This window comes from Lapidilactobacillus gannanensis (assembly GCF_003946675.1).
In the GTDB taxonomy this organism is placed as follows: Bacteria; Bacillota; Bacilli; order Lactobacillales; family Lactobacillaceae; genus Lapidilactobacillus; species Lapidilactobacillus gannanensis.
The window spans coordinates 21,257-38,865 of record NZ_RHOT01000024.1 but is presented as its reverse complement, the minus strand read 5'-3'; the positions used below and the strand labels follow the sequence as shown (position 1 = coordinate 38,865).

The 17,609-nt window shown below is 39.2% G+C and carries 20 protein-coding genes; 14 read left to right on the top strand and 6 right to left on the bottom strand.

What is annotated here, in order from left to right; genetic code table 11:
* The first annotated feature begins 123 nt into the window (after window positions 1-123).
* From EKM81_RS07480 to EKM81_RS07440, 10 genes are all read left to right on the top strand, one after another.
* The gene (locus EKM81_RS07480) at window positions 124-876 is read left to right on the top strand and encodes an ABC transporter transmembrane domain-containing protein (RefSeq protein ID WP_125650398.1); all 753 of its coding nucleotides are present in this window, start codon (window positions 124-126) and stop codon (window positions 874-876) included.
* Window positions 768-1,379, top strand: coding sequence for an ATP-binding cassette domain-containing protein (locus EKM81_RS07475; RefSeq protein WP_125650396.1), 612 nt, complete (start codon window positions 768-770; stop codon window positions 1,377-1,379). The genes EKM81_RS07480 and EKM81_RS07475 overlap by 109 nt, the downstream gene beginning before the upstream one ends.
* 66 nt (window positions 1,380-1,445) lie before the next feature.
* Window positions 1,446-1,574 (top strand): hypothetical protein, encoded by a 129-nt coding sequence (locus EKM81_RS11455; RefSeq protein ID WP_263853330.1) that lies wholly within the window; start codon window positions 1,446-1,448, stop codon window positions 1,572-1,574.
* A gap of 162 nt (window positions 1,575-1,736) precedes the next feature.
* Complete coding sequence (locus tag EKM81_RS07470; protein WP_125650394.1) at window positions 1,737-2,084, top strand: hypothetical protein; 348 nt, start codon at window positions 1,737-1,739, stop codon at window positions 2,082-2,084.
* A gap of 37 nt (window positions 2,085-2,121) precedes the next feature.
* The gene (locus EKM81_RS07465) at window positions 2,122-3,717 is read left to right on the top strand and encodes an ATP-binding cassette domain-containing protein (RefSeq protein WP_125650392.1); all 1,596 of its coding nucleotides are present in this window, start codon (window positions 2,122-2,124) and stop codon (window positions 3,715-3,717) included.
* An 84-nt stretch (window positions 3,718-3,801) separates the two neighbouring features.
* A complete protein-coding gene (locus EKM81_RS07460; protein ID WP_125650390.1) occupies window positions 3,802-4,155 on the top strand; it encodes an MFS transporter in 354 nt (117 codons plus the stop codon).
* Between the two features lie 17 nt (window positions 4,156-4,172).
* Window positions 4,173-4,532 carry an MFS transporter gene (locus EKM81_RS07455; protein ID WP_164509259.1) on the top strand — a complete coding sequence of 120 codons (360 nt, stop codon included), beginning with the start codon at window positions 4,173-4,175 and terminating at the stop codon, window positions 4,530-4,532.
* 60 nt (window positions 4,533-4,592) lie between these two features.
* Window positions 4,593-5,048 carry an MFS transporter gene (locus EKM81_RS07450; protein ID WP_125650386.1) on the top strand — a complete coding sequence of 152 codons (456 nt, stop codon included), beginning with the start codon at window positions 4,593-4,595 and terminating at the stop codon, window positions 5,046-5,048.
* Window positions 5,049-5,154: 106 nt separating this feature from the next.
* Entirely contained in the window at window positions 5,155-5,877 is a 723-nt protein-coding gene (locus EKM81_RS07445; protein WP_057823861.1) for a helix-turn-helix domain-containing protein, read from the top strand.
* Window positions 5,874-6,752 (top strand): IS3 family transposase, encoded by an 879-nt coding sequence (locus tag EKM81_RS07440; protein WP_263853329.1) that lies wholly within the window; start codon window positions 5,874-5,876, stop codon window positions 6,750-6,752. Before EKM81_RS07445 ends, EKM81_RS07440 begins: the two co-directional genes overlap by 4 nt.
* A gap of 225 nt (window positions 6,753-6,977) precedes the next feature.
* Here EKM81_RS07440 and EKM81_RS07435 read toward each other — a convergent pair whose 3' ends face one another.
* The 4 genes from EKM81_RS07435 to EKM81_RS07425 form a co-directional block, all read right to left on the bottom strand.
* A complete protein-coding gene (locus EKM81_RS07435) occupies window positions 6,978-7,175 on the bottom strand; it encodes a CsbD family protein (RefSeq protein WP_125650382.1) in 198 nt (65 codons plus the stop codon).
* A 534-nt stretch (window positions 7,176-7,709) separates the two neighbouring features.
* Window positions 7,710-8,111 (bottom strand): hypothetical protein, encoded by a 402-nt coding sequence (locus EKM81_RS11200; RefSeq protein WP_164509258.1) that lies wholly within the window; start codon window positions 8,109-8,111, stop codon window positions 7,710-7,712.
* A 2,199-nt stretch (window positions 8,112-10,310) separates the two neighbouring features.
* On the bottom strand, window positions 10,311-12,497 hold the full coding sequence (locus EKM81_RS07430) for a glycoside hydrolase domain-containing protein (protein WP_125650380.1): 2,187 nt from the start codon (window positions 12,495-12,497) through the stop codon (window positions 10,311-10,313).
* A 13-nt stretch (window positions 12,498-12,510) separates the two neighbouring features.
* On the bottom strand, window positions 12,511-12,888 hold the full coding sequence (locus EKM81_RS07425; protein WP_125650378.1) for a hypothetical protein: 378 nt from the start codon (window positions 12,886-12,888) through the stop codon (window positions 12,511-12,513).
* A gap of 170 nt (window positions 12,889-13,058) precedes the next feature.
* Here EKM81_RS07425 and EKM81_RS07420 point away from each other — a divergent pair, with 170 nt between their 5' ends.
* From EKM81_RS07420 to EKM81_RS07405, 4 genes are all read left to right on the top strand, one after another.
* Window positions 13,059-13,757 carry a helix-turn-helix domain-containing protein gene (locus EKM81_RS07420; protein WP_125650376.1) on the top strand — a complete coding sequence of 233 codons (699 nt, stop codon included), beginning with the start codon at window positions 13,059-13,061 and terminating at the stop codon, window positions 13,755-13,757.
* 171 nt (window positions 13,758-13,928) lie between these two features.
* Complete coding sequence (locus EKM81_RS07415) at window positions 13,929-14,285, top strand: hypothetical protein (protein WP_125650374.1); 357 nt, start codon at window positions 13,929-13,931, stop codon at window positions 14,283-14,285.
* Between the two features lie 17 nt (window positions 14,286-14,302).
* A complete protein-coding gene (locus EKM81_RS07410) occupies window positions 14,303-14,647 on the top strand; it encodes a hypothetical protein (protein WP_125650372.1) in 345 nt (114 codons plus the stop codon).
* A gap of 34 nt (window positions 14,648-14,681) precedes the next feature.
* A complete protein-coding gene (locus EKM81_RS07405; protein ID WP_125650369.1) occupies window positions 14,682-15,305 on the top strand; it encodes a hypothetical protein in 624 nt (207 codons plus the stop codon).
* Between the two features lie 367 nt (window positions 15,306-15,672).
* Here the strand turns inward: EKM81_RS07405 and EKM81_RS07400 are convergent, their stop codons facing one another.
* A complete protein-coding gene (locus EKM81_RS07400) occupies window positions 15,673-16,917 on the bottom strand; it encodes a replication initiation factor domain-containing protein (RefSeq protein ID WP_125650367.1) in 1,245 nt (414 codons plus the stop codon).
* Between the two features lie 299 nt (window positions 16,918-17,216).
* The gene (locus tag EKM81_RS07395; RefSeq protein ID WP_125650365.1) at window positions 17,217-17,498 is read right to left on the bottom strand and encodes a DNA-binding protein; all 282 of its coding nucleotides are present in this window, start codon (window positions 17,496-17,498) and stop codon (window positions 17,217-17,219) included.
* Between the last annotated feature and the right edge of the window lie 111 nt (window positions 17,499-17,609).

The following is a 17,609-nucleotide window of genomic DNA, read 5'->3' as shown; positions in this document are numbered from 1 at the left end:
TCAAGACGAAAACCTCTCTCATTGTTTAGTGTTGGAACTTCAATGATACCTGATTTTTCGTCTTGGTGTCTTTTTTTGACCATTTTTTGATCAATCAACATGGGTGGCTAACTTGATTATAAAATTCGCGATACTCAGGGTTTTGAAAATATCTTTGATGTCCTGCAAACCATGATTGCGGTTTTGCTGAATGCAATCATGATTATTCGCTATCATTACAGTCTCTTGATTTTAGTGCTGTTATTGGCAGTCTTGATGATTCTGGCTCCGAAAATTTTACAGCGCAAGTTAGAGCGGAGTTCTGATGAGTACAGTCAAGCTAATGAGCATCTGACCGAGCAGGTTACTGATGTCTTTGCTGGATACAATGCTTTGTATATTCTCAGGCTTAAAAATTTGATCCGGCGCAAAGTTAAACAATCCTCGGAAAATTTTGGTCAAAAGAAAGTCGCCTTTATGACCGTTAAAGGTGAGAATAGTGGCGTGATCAATGAAGTGAGTTTGATCAGTCAAACCGCGGTTGTGGTGCTGGCTGGTTGGCTCGCTTTGCGGGGATATATGAAAGTCGGGAGCATCATTACTTGCTCGTCTTTAGCTGGAATCATTTTTGGCAATTTGACGGCAATGAGCTTTGATTTAGTCGGGGTGCGGTCCACTAAACCGATTTTGAAAAAGTATCAGGATTTAGTAATCAGCGACGACAGCCCGGCCAAACAACAGTTGTCGACCTTCAATCAACAAATTCAGTTAAAAAATATTTCCTATCAATATCGTGGGGCGTCTCAGCCGGTACTCACGAATTTCAATTTAAATTTCGTAAAAAACAAAAATATGCCATTATTGCACCCTCGGGTAGTGGTAAAACCACCTTATTAAATATTATTTTTGACATGCTAGTTGATTATCAGGGTCAGTTATTGGTCGATGGCCAGGATTATCATCAACTTAGTGAAAGTGCAATTCAAGCGCGGATGCTTTATGTTGATCAGCATCCTTATATTTTTTCAGCGACGCTGCGCGAGAATATTCTGATGGGACGCCCAGCCAGTGCCGCCCAACTTCAAGAAATTTGTGATATTTGTGGGGTGAATGAGTTTTTACCACAGCTGGATAATGGATTGGACACTATGCTGAGACACGGTGGTGATAATCTATCTGGCGGCCAGATGCAACGTATTGCCATGGCCCGGATGTTGCTCAGTGATCGGCCAATTTTACTGCTAGACGAAATTACTTCGGCGCTTGATGCGAAAACAGCGCTAAGAATTGAACAAAAAATATTAAGTCAAACAGATAAAACAATTATTATGGTTACCCATAATCTTCATGATGAAATTCGACCATTAGTTGATCAGACGGTTGATTTTGCCGCCATTTAAAAATTGACATAGACAGTACTTCGGATTAAATAGGCACAGTTAAAGCTTAGGTGTGAGGTGATTTAGATGAAGAAAACTGGGTTCCTTGTTCTTGGCAGCTTGATTTTTATGCTTGGTGGGATCAGTGGTGCTTTGCTTCAAAGCAGTTTTGATGTCAAGTGGTCAGCACCAAAGACCGGCGCTGTTAGTCAGTAAAAGACGAGTGCAACAACTAAAACCAGCCAGAAAAATCAGACCAGTCAAGCCACGACAACCAATACCACTGTTCAAGGTGTTAATCGCTTAGTTAGTCAAGCTCGCGGTCGCACCAGCGGCTACGCGAATACAGTTGCCGATTTTAAGAATACGCAATGGTGTGTGGTCCAACTTGATGATCAGAATCCCATAGATAGCCAACGTCAGGAGACTTTTTGCTTTCGACTAGGATTTCTGACTATATCTGGCGCCAATCGTGAGCCAAGTCTGTTTCAAGTGCGGTCAATTGAGAAGTTCCAAAAAGCTAGTGACCAGGGCGCGATTAATTACTTTATTTTGCAGCTACGTGCTCCTCAGCAGGAAACAACGCACCAGGTGACTTTGACTGATGTATTTCATCACGAAGTTGCTATTGAAGACCCGGATAATTTACTGCAATTGACCACACCAAGCAACCATCTTTTCTTTGAAACAAAATTAAAGTCAGCGGGCAATCCGGTGGTCGATTAATTCGGCTCACTAGTCCCAACCACCCTCGAATCGAGCGATGAAAATGAAAAAATATCTGCGCAACCATCCTCAGGCAACACTGCTGAATATTTTGTGGTTGATCGTCAATACGTTGCTGAACACAGTAACAGCAGTGTTATTTACTTTTTCAACCAATGCTATTTTTGAAAAAAATCTGTCCAAATTATTTTTCTGGTTAGGCATCAATTTGCTGACCTGGTTGGTGGTCATGGTCAGTGAATATTTTCAGGACGTTTCGCAAGAAAAATTGATTCAACGGCTGTTAGTCGATTTACGAGCGGATGTTTCGACGCAAATCGCCCAATCAGACATTAATCAATTTCATCAGAAAAACGTTGGTCAATATATTTCGCATTATATTAACGACGCCGAAATTATTGAGAATCATTCTTTTCATAATTTTTTCGGATTGGTCGGTGATGTGGCTGCCGTTGTTTTTGCGGCCATCACTTTAGCAATGTACCATTATCTGTTATTACTGACAGCCGTAGTTTTGGCAGTGGTGATGTTGGTGCTACCAAAACAATTCCGGAAGCGATTAAGCGTGGCAACGGCTAATCTATCCCAAGCCAATGGCGCGTTCTCAAATCAAATCACGAATTTACTCAATGGCTTTAACGTCTTCTTCAATGCTAACAAATTACGATTATTACCACAAAGAGTGGGCCTCGCCGCAGAATCATATGGCGCCAATAAAGTCGCGTACACCCGAGTTGAAGATCAAGTGGATACGGGCATAAATTTAATCAGTTTGATTTGCCAAATGTTGGTGGACGTGGTGACGAGTGTGCTGGCGATTCTGGGCCAGATTCCTTTAGGGGCGATTAGTTCGACTGGCAGCATTGCCGCAAGTATTTTCAATGGGCTGAAACACTTAAGTAAAGAACAAGTTCAGTTGCGGGCAACGGAACCACTGATTCAAGAATTACAACCGGCGCCTAAATATGCTGAAACTTCAGCGACTAGTTTCAGTTTTCAAGATAAAATTGCTGCCAGTCATTTAAGCTATCAGCTGGCAGGACAACAGATTATCACGAATTTAAATTTTGTCATTAAAAAATCTGAAAAAGTCGCAATTGTCGGTCATAGTGGCTCGGGCAAAAGTACCTTGCTGAAGATTCTTAACGGGCAACTTAAAGACTATCAAGGTAGTGTTCAAATCGATGGCCATGAGTTGAACAGTTTAAGCAGTCAGCAAATCAGTCAAATTTCCCAATATGTTGATCAAGATAACTACTTGTTCAATGATAGCATTACCAATAATGTGACAATTTGGGAGGCAGAGCCAAATCGGGATCAAGTCGCACAATCACTAAGCTTTGCTGGGGTTGATTTCGTTGATAATTGTGACATGGTTATTTCTGAGAATGGACGTAACTTCTCTGGCGGCCAACAACAACGCTTGGCGCTGGCCCGCAGTTTCTTTGGGCCGCGAGCAATCGCCTGTTTAGACGAAGTAACATCCGCTTTAGATGTCAAAACGGCTCAAGCCATTGATCAACGCTTACTAGCGGACTCAGAGTTAACCGTGGTTGAGGTTACTCATCATTTAAATCCAGCCTTAGCGGATCAGTATTCGCAAGTAATTTCATTAGATAAAGAAAAAATTTAAATCTTTGTGAGAAGGAAAGTAGGTGAAGCAGATGTGGCATGTAAACTCACTTAAGCACATTTAAATAGTAAGTGAGGTTTGATTTTGAGAGAAAAACGATTTTGGTTAATTGGTGCGATTTTGTTTTCTGAGTTAGGCAGTAGCATCTTTTCATTTGTCTTGTCACTGGCAGTGCTTGACAAAACAAATCGTGCGGCGTCATATAGCACAATTTTAGTAGTGAGTTCGGTGACGTCAATTTTAGCGACCCCATTAATTGGTAATGTAGTTGATAAATTTCCTAAACGACGACTACTTGTTGTTTCTCAAGGAATGAGTGTGATTTCGCTAATTATTTTTGCGCTCTTTTTACGAGTCGGGGGCGCGGTTTCAGTTTGGTCGGTATCAGTACTGACGATTTTTCTTGATTTAAGCGACATTATTATGGTACGACTTTGATGACCTCGGCAGTTTACATGGTAACTGATGAGAATGAATTGGTGACCTTCAACGGCCTCCAACAATCAGTCAGTTCTTTGTGCGGCTTATTGGGTCCTTTGCTGGCTGGCGCTGTCTATAGTTGGGTCAAGCTACCAGCGTTTCTATTTTTTGAAGTTTTTTGTGAGCTGCTGGCGATTGGCTGCTTCTTTAAACTTCCTTACCACCAACAATCCGTTTTACCAGTTAATAGTGAAGCAACTGTTACTACAGCCACCATCCAGCAGCAACATTCCTTCAAACAGGCAGTACGCTATTTATGGCAGACTAAGGTTGTGCTGCTATTGACAATCGGGATGTTTGTAATTAACTTTTTCATGGTAAGCTTGTCAGTTTGACTCCCATTTGTTATTTTCAAAAAGCTAGCCGGTAATAGTTTTGCCATTGGTGCAATTGAAGTGACAATGCCTATCGGAATGATTCTAGCTTCGCTACTCATGCCCCTCTTGCGAGCCTACCAGCATGAACTTCGCTATATTGTTGGTAGCTGGGCAATTTGTGGTTTGATGATTACGGGCATTGCACTTACCTTAAAGACACTTAAACAATCATCAAGCTTATTTATCGTGGTTACTTTTTTAATTAGTTTAGTGATCGGGATAGTTTTGGCGACCGGTAAAATCCCATTAGTAACCTATATGCAAAAACGAATTGTTCCCCAGCAACAAGGTAAAATATTCTCGATATTGGATACATTAGTTCAAGTCGCAATTCCCATTGGCACCGCGCTTTATGGCTTAATGTTTGATTATTATTCAGCGGTGATAATTTTTGCTGGCTCTGGTCTAACCATTCTGCTTTTTGTATTTAGTTTGATTCCCCAGTTTAAAACAGAGTCGACTAAAAAATTTTGATAAATAACTGTACTAAAAAAGGACAACTCATTGCTGGAATGGCTATACTCCTACTTAAGTAGACAAGCAAATAATCAAAGCTTGTACACTTAGGAAGGAGTTTTTTATGGGAAGAAAAGGTTCCCGCTATACATTGAAGGAAAAACTGGCGTGTATTAGCTTAGTGGAGCAGGGAATTACTCCTAACGCAGTTGGCACTCAGTACAATATTAAAGGTGAACAGATCCAGCAATGGGTCCAACGTTATCACAAAGATGGCGAAGCGGGATTAAAGCGAGCTTGGCCGCACCGTTATCCAACCGAGCTAAAGCTGGAAATCGTTCAAAAATATCTAACAAGACACACGTCATATCCACAATTGGCCAGAGAATATCAAATTCCTAACGTGGCAGTTATATATCAGTGGGTAACCCGGTATACTAGTGGTAAATCATTAGAAACTACTAGGGAGAAAAACGATATGAGAGATGGTCGTAAAACAACTCAACTTGAACGAATTGAGATCGCACAATGGGTGATTGCCAATGATCTAGACTACGTCGGTGCTATAAAGAAATTTAACGTCTCATATGGACAAGCCTATACCTGGGTTAGAAAGTTCAAACGAGATGGTTCGATGGGCCTAGAGGATCGTCGTGGTAAGGCGAAAGAAGATCATGGTCAATTAACTGAGAACGAGAAATTAATGCTTGAAAACAAACGGCTTCAGGCCCGCGTAATGCGGCTCTCAACGGAGCTAGCCGTGCGGGAAAAAATCCAAGAATTAGAGAGAAGGAATGTCCTCAAACAGAAAAATATCAAGTTATTAAAGAACTCACACAAGAAGTGAATTCAGATAACGATCAACCTTATAATATCGGCTATTTGTGTACCTATACGGGAATTTCACGATCAAGTTACTATAAGTGGTTAAATCACGGTCTAAGTCAGCGTCAGATCGACGATCAAGCTGTTGTAAAGTATATGATCGAGCTAGAGGAACAACACAACTATATCTACGGTGTTGAGAGTCTAACAATGTATGTTAATAAGAATACCAAGTATCATGTTGGACACAATAAAGTGCGACGATTAATGGCCGAAAATGAAATCAAAGCATCTATCAGGGTTAAGAAACATGATCGACATGAGGAACATAAAGAGCAACTCTCGGCTAACCTTCTGTATGATGCAGATAAGGGTCATAATTTTCATCCAGATGAGGCTAACCATATTTGGGTAACTGATTGTAGCGAATTAAGATATGGTCTTAGAAATCAGTATCGGCTTCGCCTAAGCGCCATTAAGGATCTATATGATCATAGTATTATTGCTTGGCAGGTAGCCGAAACTGAGACATCGGTGTTAGTTACCGATACGATCAGGTTGGCTTTAGAGAACACAAATGCAATTAAACCAGCCATTTTACACAGCGATCAGGGTTCTAGCTACACCTCTGGTGAATACAACACTTTCCTAGCAGGTCATGACATCAATCATAGTATGTCACGAGCGGGTACCCCTGGCGATAACAGTCCTATAGAATCCTTTTGGAGTCACATGAAGGACGAATTTTTTGCGTTCAGAACGGCGCAATCAAAGAGTGAATTACTTGCTCAGATCAATGAGTTTATTCGCTGGTATAACTTTGAGCGGCTTCAAGTAACATTAAACGGCATGACGCCGATAGAATATCGAAATCATGCCGTTCAAGAATGTGCATAAACACTTTAATTATTTGATTGTCCTCTTGACAGGAGCCGAGCCAATTGTCCTTTTTAGTGTGCTTGTAAATAATGATCAGTGGTTTTGAATTAGCGACGGTAACTTACCCGAAAACAGTAATAAGTTATTACGGAGAAAGGTTAGGTTAGTCTCTATTTGAGCTTCTAGCGGCGTTAAATGAAGATTAATCTTATCGATAAAAAAAGAGGCCGCAGCCTCAAAAAGTTACTGATTAAGTTTGTCCTTAACGTCATCAACTGCATCTTTTACAGCGTCTTTGGCATCTGCTAATTTATCCTTAGCCTTACCCATTACATTTTCGGCTTTACCTTGGGTCTCACGAACCTTATCGCCAGTAGCTTTACCTTCCAATTCTTTAGCCTTGCCAGATACTTTATCTTTGGCATTGTCTAATTTATTCATGAAATTGCCTCCTTTAATGTTTAAGAACTAATTTAAGTATCTAACACTTATGACAGTAATTCAAATTTAATGCTTATTGAAATCATTAGGTAAAATGAATTTATTTGCCTTTCAAAATTAAAAAAACGAATATTCAATTTTAATTTAAAGTTTGAGAAAAAGGGAGTTATCATTGATTGGGCAGACCGCGTGTAAAAAATAGCGCACAAAAAAAGAACCCTTGTCGACCAAGGATTCTATCATTAAGCGGGTGACGGGAATCGGACCCGCGACTCCAGCTTGGGAAGCTAGTGTGTCTGTAAGTGGGTATGACAAGCCTTGTTATACCAATAAATACAAGCCAAGAGATTAAGATTGACCGAGATTTTGTCAGAGATAATGGGGAAGCATATATGAAAGAATTTAAATGGTTGACTGCTTAGTGCCAGCCCTTGAATTTTCCTGAATTATTGTCAGACGTGATTAACGTGTTGGTTGAGCTGTTTGATACTAATTTTGTAGGAAAATGATTACTGGAATTAGTAAAAATGAGTATTAAGGATTGACGAGAACGTAACACCAAACAAACGGCACAAGTAAAATTAAATCAATAGTAAACATTATTAATGCACTTTTAATTGGAATAGTTTTACCAGTATTAAATTCAGAGAAATCTCCTTGAATAAGACTTCTACTCTTTTGATAGTTATAAACAATTGTAGAAGCAACAACACTGTGTAGAACCAAAACTGTCATCATTAACCAATATGAAATATTATAAAGATTTTTACTTATGACAATAAGTGTCAAGGCAATGAGAAAAGAATAGAATAGTGTCCAACCTACTAGATTCATTAGTTTTTGCAGACGTCTAGGTATTTTTTCAGTATAATTCATTTGTTGCTGTTTTTGTTGTGTCCGAAACTCTTCTAGGGTCCACGAATACTTGTTCATCATGAATCTTCTTTGTTTTTTAAATTGCCGCCGAGCTAAGCATATTAATATTGGCCAAATGATCAAAAAGTATAGATAAGGTAAAAAACTAGATTTGAGATGTCCATGTTGCCCATCCTGTATTCTATAATTTGTTTGTTATATATAGAATATCGTCTACTTTCGTTTTAAAAAGGTAGTGAACTAGCCTTTATAGAAAGATTCAGGTCCCGGATTTAAGTCCGGACTTTTCAATAAACTCTTTTAATTGTACGATACCTGCATTGCTAGATAACACCACTGGTATTAGTAATTATCAAGGTTTCCTTGAAGTTTAGCTTTTTCGCCTGTAAACTCATAAGTGAGAAATCCTTTTCTTCATGTATCGTTCGGTTGGTAACTTCACGATAACATGGTGGAGTTTTTTACACCCATTCGGTGTAAATTAAAAAGTGCGTGATGCCAAGTCAGTCAATGGATTTTAGCACCACGCACTTTTTTTATGAATAAATCAGGTTATAGTTTCTGTCTTTGCAATCAATTTTGAATACGAATTAAGATAAATAAAAGTAGTGAAATTAAATTGATAATTGTGGGGACCAGAGCAATAAATAAAGGCGCTCTTTTATTAGTATCAAGTTCTGGATATTCACCTCGATAGGTGGCTCTTTTTTTCCCGATGTAAAAAAAGCGGACCAATAAAAGGAATGCCTAGTCCCAAAACAATAATCATAATTGCATACGGACTAGAATAATTCGGAAAGTTTATAAATAATTGGCTCAAACTAACTATGAAAGCAATAATTGTGGCCAAAATCCAAGCAAGTAGCAGCGCTGTAGTAAAGAAAGGAACTCTGTTCATTGCAGTGGTTCGTTGCAACTTATCTTGCCTAATAAATTCACTTTTTGTCCAGTTATACTTTTTCATCATATATTGCTGAAGGTTCCGCGTGTTATGTTTAGATATTAAAATGACGATTAACCAGAGGACGATAAGAGTGAGATAGGGACTGCTTAAATAAATTAATAAATTCAATTTGTTCACCTCATTAATTAATATTAATACTAGCACAATGTTCAACACCAATCAATTCGGAAAATGAATTGACTTTAGCTGCATTCCACTAGTCGTTGCTCTTTTCGTAATTGATTGTAGCGTCTGTTGTTTCCGATTATTAGAATATGCCAGAGGTAATCATGCCTAACTGTATTTGCGGAACCATGCGGCCGTTTTAGAAATAATAAAACTGTGTTGGAAATTCCGTCGAGAATAGGCAGAATCCTAGCATAATTGATGATTGTGATTGCCCAGCGAGGAAAATTTGTTTTTTGGAATAACTCGGGGAATCTAGTTCTTCAGAATCATTTTTAGTGGCAAAAAGCTTACTAGACTTTTACATGAGTCTAGTAAGCTTTTTAAACTAGCTCTCCATGGTCAACTAGGAAAGCGAATTAAGACAAATAAGAATAATGAAATTAAATTGATAATTGTGGGGACCAAAGCAGCATATAAGGGCGTTCTTTTTTTATTATTAAATTCAGCAAATTTGCTCCTGTAGGTGGATCTCTTTTTCTCCGCGTAAAAAAAAGATGGTCCAATAAAAAGAAGGTCTAGTCCTAAAATAATAATCATGGTTAAACACGCACTGGAATAATTCGAAAAACTTAGTAGTAACAGACTCCAACTAACTATGAAAGCAATGATTGTGGCCAAAATCAAAGCCAGCGGCAGTATTTGAGCAAGGAAGGGGACTCTGTTTATTGCGGCGGTTCGTTGTACTTTTTCTTTGCTAGCAAATTCACTTTTGGACCAGTTATACTTCTTCATCATATACCGCTGAAAGTTTCGTGTGTTACGTTTAGATATTAGGACAACAATTAGCCAGAGTATGATAAAAATGAGATAAGGACTGCTTACATAAATTAATGAATTCAATTTGTTCACCTCATTTAAATAATATTAATACTAGCACAATATTCAATGACAATCAATTTGGCAAAAATAAGGCTGAGTAACATATGTATAACTGCCAATATACAGCTGTAAAATCTGAATTTTTGAATATTAAAAAGTAATTTTACCTCGTTATTAAGGCATATGAGACTATATTAGTTTAGTTATTGAATAGATTAAAAGTGGCCACATATTCCGCGTGAAAAAGGAATATGCAGCCATTCTTAATCTATACTCCGGCCTCATTTATTAATTTGATGGCCTAATTTCTATAGTGCTGGGGAAAAATTCATTAGTCGTACTACTAGTTTAAGTACACCATCAATGGCAGTCGCTACTGCTACAGTAACTGCTGCAACTGGTAAATAGATCACTGCCAAGAATACCGCCGTGATACCTAAACAAATGCCAAGGGTCGTAACCGGCAATTCAAAAGGTTGTTTCGTAGATACTGGATTATATAAATTATCATAATCGGTTACAGGTAGGTTAGGAATATTACGATGAACGTATGTTTCCATTGTCAGCGTGTATTTAGACTCAAGTGAAGCAGACGAGTTTTCCACTTTGGTTGAGCCTTCAATACTTACTTTAATACCGACAGCGCCGTTCCTAATAGCTAGTCCAGCTTTAATGGCACCATTACCAATCATTGGGGCTAGCTCATTAAAGGTCCCCAGATAATCTCCAGATTCAATGCCAGAAAGAGCCGTATTGAAGTCTTCGGCAGTATCGTTGATTGCATCCATGACTTGACCATCTTTGATATTCAAGACTCCGGTTTGGTCATCGACTGCAATACCAGACCATTCATTGGTTAATGTCATGTAATAATCCGCCGCAACTGTCGTGATATGCTGTTCAGGTGTTGCAACTGTCCAGTTAACGTCTGCAAATAAGTCATTAAATGCGGGGAATTTTTTCATCAGTTGATGGGCCATGAAAATCTGTGGATTTTCTTGTTGCTCAGTAGAAATTTTGGATACACCAGCATCACGTCCTGATGCAGCTGACTGATCAATGTCGATGCCATAGGCTGTATATTCGACAAATTGATCAAATGCCCAGTTTTCTGGCATTCTGAATCCTAAGTTACCACTCCACCCATATGACATGTCCGCGACATAACTATTCTTATAACCGAGTGAATCTTGTGCGTGGAGGCAAACATTACGGGTGCCATAAACACCTGGACGATACCAACTGCCACTTAGTTGACTTGCAACAGCTTTTAGGTATGGCAAGATAGTTCCAGCAATATCACCGTCTTGGACATCCACATCCACGGCGAAGTAGATTGTTGTCCCATATGGTAACCCTAAGTTTGCTGCAGCAACAGCAGCTAATTGTGCATCTTTAGTACCTTGCGCCGCGGTAAAATATCCTTCATAGTAGCCGCCATCTTCATAAATCGGGAAGAACTTCATACCATTATCCAGAATTGCCTTAACTTCTGTTGAAGTTAAATTCTTTGCACGTTCGGATGAACCGGTGCCAACTGTACCCGTTAAATAGCGACCAACAATGTCAAAGCCAATATTATGCATGTTTTTAACATCACTAGCGGTTAGCTGTGTGGCACAATCCATGGCGTTACTATTTCGGTTTGTATCACCATTGCTAGTTACCAAACCTTTAATAACAGTATAACCGGCTGTATTACTAACATTGTCATATTTCATAAATTCACTAAACTTCTGTACGGCTGCTCCTACAGCTGATGTGTAGGCCGTTGAAATCGTCCCACCATAAAAGCCATTTAGATACAAACCATATTGCACGATTCTAGCAATTTCGCTATTTGAACCTACACTCAATACCACGTTCTTTAGAGCAGAATCTGTACCAGGTCCGAAATTACCATTTGCGGTAGTAGCCGCCATACCTAGCGCACGCTGCAGTGCATAGATCAAAGCCACATTTGTGTCACGTTGATAAATTCCATCGCAGGGAAGAATACCAGTGTAATTACTGTACATACTATTCAGCCATTGCTGCAGGGCCCGAACTTTTTCTTTACCACTTGGAACAAGGACAAAGGCGGACATATCGAACAACGCTGCCATCAGATTGACAGTCACTACACCATTCGCCGTTAACCCAGCATCTGATTGTAATTCCTCGAAAGCTGCTTGAGTTGCCGCACTGTAAACATCGCTAAAGTCACTGGGTGTAATCCCTTTGCACCAGAACGCCCCTTTGATCAGTTTGGTAATGTTCTTATTAGCATAGCCTGGCTTCAATTGACTAACTATCTTAGCCACAGCGGCACGAGTTGCTTCACCGAAACCTTGACCAACACCCTCAGCGTGAGTCTCGATTTGTAGCCCTTCACGCAGGGAGTAAATCGTCGACCAACCGGTTTGACCATCCTCCGGTGCTTGATCATAACCAGCTTTACCTGCATAAGTTGTGTTTAACCATTTTTGTACTTCTAATACCATTTCATCTGCCATAATTGACAAGACCTCATTTCTCAGTGTGTTGTTGAACAATCTGAAGCAAGTTTGAAACTGTTTGTCGTAAGAAACCGACATTGACGTATTTGCTTGATTTGGAAATGATCCAAAGCATTTCTTCAAAGATAATGATCAACCCGAAGAAAGTTGCCACACTCCAATTCCAACTAATATTCAGGTAGGGTAACAGTTGATCGATGATGGCACACATGCCCATCAAGCAACAATTGATGACCTCGGTCAGTAGGAAATTCAGTAACGTCTTACCGAACTTCTTACTGCCATAATCTGCTGAAATAAAAATGACGCGAATCAGCAGCACCCCTAAATAGAAAGGCATCAGCGACCAAGCACCGCCAAAGATAATATTGCCAAGGTGATCGAGCATTGTTTTGCTCCTAACTGTGTCAGTGCACAAATTTGTTCTCGAGAACAAGACCATTGTGACACGAAGAAGCGGCGAAATGTAAAACACCGGAAGGATCCTTCCGCAAAAAAAGCAATTTACACATAATTTCGTTCTAAAATTAGCTAAGTGCTAGTTTAGGAGTGGATATTATGGATAAAGCTGCAATCGGTGATGGTTTAAGGATACTAAGAATAGATAAAAAATTAACTCAGTCAGAAGTTGCGTATAACATAATGACGGTGCGCCATTATCGAGACATTGAGAATGGCCGCTCCTCAATTACAGATAAAGATTTTTTAGATATTCTTGCCGCCATGAACGCAACAATGGATGACTTTACCAGTGTCATGCCGCGATTGAAACAGAAGAATATCTTTGAAATACAGCATCAGGTAAACAATATTAGTCAGTATTTATTAGAGGTTAATGAGTTTTATGACTATGAAGTTGATTTATTTAAACAAGTGCTTCCAGGTGCAACCGTTAAGACAATAGTGAGGGTACTCCCGCAAATCTTACAGAGAAATATGGATTTTAATCTTTCAAGACAGCAATTATCAACTGCTCTAGAAACCTCAATCCATGCCATCACAAGACTTCTCATTTTGCACGACAATCATGATGCTGCTAAATTCATTAATCGGCTTGATCCGCTATCTGACGATTTTTCAGAATTACTGTCAGTTCAGTCATTCTTTGAGTATGAGCTCATCCATGCAGTAATAAGACCGAAGGGTAAAATGAGCCCAGAAATGATAATTTATGTTACATCATTATTAGACGGCTTAGAGTCGACAACAACAGTATTCTTGAAGGGGATATTGTCGGAAATCGCCATTGTGACGTAGCTAGATTTAATGATGAGCCAATTAATTGCCGTTATAAATTAAATAATAATTGGTTTGATTCTTAACAATGAAATTATTTCTAATATTATTTAAAAAGCCATAGACTTTGCTTGTGATGTGGAATATAATTAATCGTGAAATCGGTTTCAAAAAATGAGAGGAACTACAAATATGAAAAAATCATTGATTATTTTTGCTGCACTTGTTGGAATTTCCTTAGCTTCAGTTTCTACGAGTAATGTTGGAGCCGCAACTCAGGCGACTGATTCCACACAGTCTGCGATGGCAAAGGTGGCCCAAATGCCATATAAAACTAATGTATGGTTACTACGTGCAAACGAAAACTCACCTTGGTTTGTCGTGAGTGAAGATGCAATTTCATATACAACCGTTTCGTATGTAAAATCGTTTAAAACAGAATATACGGTTTCCAATGTTAGTGAATCTGGACCCAGTGATACACAGCAAACGCCAAAAGTTCAGCGGTTTGAAACGCGTACTTATTACTATACGCCAATTAATAATTGAGTTGGGAGGCAGACAGATTGAGAAAATTAAGTTTAAGAGCAATTTGTAGTGTTGGTGTCTTATTATTTTCGCTTGTAGCATTACCAACTGTGAATGTCAGCGCGGCAACTCTTAACCTAAATTCAACCCAAGGAATTTTGGCCAAGGTCGTGACGTTACCAAGTTATCTCTATATTGAAGAAAAGTGGGAAGGAGGCCAATGGGTAGTTACTTATTCGAAAACGTATAAAACCGAAACAATTAATTATCCACATGGTTTCACAGTGTACAGAAATCCATACGATGAAACCGTCTATTATAATACAGATGGTACTTATTCCCGACGCACGTATTATGAGACAAGAACGTTTCAGGTTTATTGACAATTCTTAATTTTTTAGACTTGGAGTGAATGTGTTGCGTAAGAAAACTATCTTGGCTGTCGTCGTTACGCTTTTTATCACTTTATTGGTGGCTGGCGGTCTCATCTCCCGATTTGACCGCTCCGCCAGACCTAGCCAGTCGGCTAATACTTCTAAAAAATCAGTCAGCAATGTTAGCAGCAGTAAATTCATTAATAATCCTGATGGCAATCACTTTATCGACTTGTATAACCAAATTTATACTTCCGGCAAAAAGGAACAGGTTAATTCAAAAAAGGATTTTACCGAGGCACGCTGGCAAGCGATTGATTTAACGTCAATTGAGACGATGTCACAATCAGAGGCGGCAGTTTTCTTCTATGATTCTTGGTTGATAATTTGGCCTCCTAATCAGACAGAAACAGCAGGTTTCGATATTCTGAAGATTAAGCCTATCAAGAATAAATCTGGTATTTCTGGTTATGAGCTTGAGATTCAACCAATGCCTGAGCCTGGCGGTGATTTCTTTACCACCTATCGAATTGAATTCATTGATGACGCCTACCATGCGGTCAAGTTAGTTGATCCAGATAACATTTTAAAACTAGGTCAGGTCACTTTACTTTACGAAACGAAGCTCAAAAGTTCCAGCAGTGATTTCGCAACTGGTAAAAGTTAATCTTAAAGATGAATTGGTAGCAGAGACAGGTCCTCAGCCAATCCTTCTTCGAAGATTGAAACGCGTGCTTTATATTGTTTGTGAAGTGGTTGCATGATTGATTTCATTATTGAGTAAACGAAAAATAACTGTATGCTCTCATTTTACAAATGGAGTATGCAGTTATTTTTCGTTTTTCTTAAGCCTCCACAGAAATTTAATACCCGATTTTTATAGCACCGAGAAAATTCATCAGAAGTTCTATGAGTTTTAGACATACCATTAAGTGCTGTCATCGTTGCTACAGCGATTGTTGTTATAAAGAATATTCTCGCATTCTTTGGTGTCTTAACTTTTGCACCAGAATTTAGATTTCAATTTTTTCCTCTTACCACTCCTCATTCATTCCCCAATCATAATCGCCGTATATCTCATCAAATTCACCCAACTTAGTATCAAGCATTTTTTCTTGGCGCCTTTTCATCTTTGCTTCACTGATAATCTTCTCAAATAAGTTATCTCCCGTTCTCGCTTGATAAGCTGCAAGCATTGATAGTGTCGGTCCATACTGTTTAGTAAGAGCTGTGACCGAATGATCGAAGTTGTTTTCTTTAGGCTTAGCTTTCAACTGTACTTCATCGGCGTCCTCAATAAGTTGTCGCCACGGTTCGTATCGATCCTCGGCGCCAGCAGACGCAGTAGGGTCGTAATAACAAATATAATAGTCGATTATACCTAGTGTAAGGCTTTGAAAACTATGGTCGAATTTACAATAGTTAAGAACTGCGTCTTCAGCATAATCGTCCATGAGGCGAATCTCATAACGGTTTTTGATTGGGACATAGTTCTCATGAGAGACTTCCGTTTTTTCAAAAGTTTCGAGATCTTTCTGATAAAAGACAATTCGCAGATTTGACTTTGGCGCTCCGAAGTAAATACTTGAGCCACTGTCGCGCATGATAGTCTCACCATCGTAATTGACTATTTCCATTCCTCCCTGAAATTGGACCTTTTTAAATCTCGTTCCAATTTCGCCACGTTTGGTTTTTTCAATTAAATCTGGAATATCAACAATGCCATAGTAGTCATTAATGGCAATATCGATTCGTTTGAAGTAACATTTGAAATCTTGTTGAGCAGTCACGAGGAATGTGTTCCAGTCGAATTTTTTATAACTGAGCAACACCTCGTATTCACGGCAACCTTGTCCAGTCATTTCAACTAGAACGCCTTTAGAATTTCCTTCAACACGATTGTGATCATACAGGACTTTAATGTGTCCACGGCTCAAGCAGGAGTCATAGTGCAATAACCCGTGTCCCTCATCATCAAATGTTTTAGGGTTAAGATTGAGCAGCTTAGTAATAACCTCATCAACCGTGGCGTCCATGATTCTCACACGAACATAATCAAAAACGCATTCTAGCGGATTACCATCGTTGACTAACCATGGCATGTACGTATTGATTTCTTCCATTGTCTTCTTGTCAGGGCGCCGTTTTCCTGATTCGTAACGACTAACAGCTGACTTTGACACCTTTAGGATGTCAGCCATTTCTTTAAGCGTTAAATGACGATGTGTCCGATAATCTTTAATTGCTTCAGCAATACTTAAATTTCGTAGTTTTTCCATGTTATTCGCTCCGATCTTGTTGAAATAGATAAGTGGCAACTTTTATTTTATCTAAAGTTTCTTTGAAAACTCTGTTGTATCAACCTCTATCACTGTTTCTTGACTTGTTTTATCTGTTTCACCCTCCGTGTTACATGCGGAGGGTGAAACTCGGTGGCGCAAGCGCCACCGAGCGTGCTTGTCGCTCGCCCAATTTCCAATTGGGTTCCCTAGTGCCGCACCGCCGGTCTCTCACGGCCCGGCTTTCCGCAGTTCCACTGCTACATTTGCACTCCGCACGTCTTTGTAGGGGTATCTGTTTAATGGATTCTTGTTAGACTTCTTTGATGCTGGGTAAGCCATTCATAAATAGCTTTCTTGGTATAGTAAACACTGCCTGTTTCTAACCGTATTTCTGGACATCCAAGGCTAACCCAGCATTTAAGCGTGTTAACACTGATATTGAAAAAAGCCGCGCATTGCTTCTGATTGAGAAAATCGGAATAATCATTTTTTTGCAACTCTTGGTTGATTAGTTTCCTCAATAGAAGAGCCAATGTATTTTCCATATTTTTACTGATGAGTTGATTGTTTTCTGTCATATGCACTTCCCCCGAACAAATGTTTTATAGCTTTAGTATAGGGGATAATCGACTATAAATCAAGCAAATTTGCTTTTTAATAGTATCAATAGCAAATATATGTATAATAAT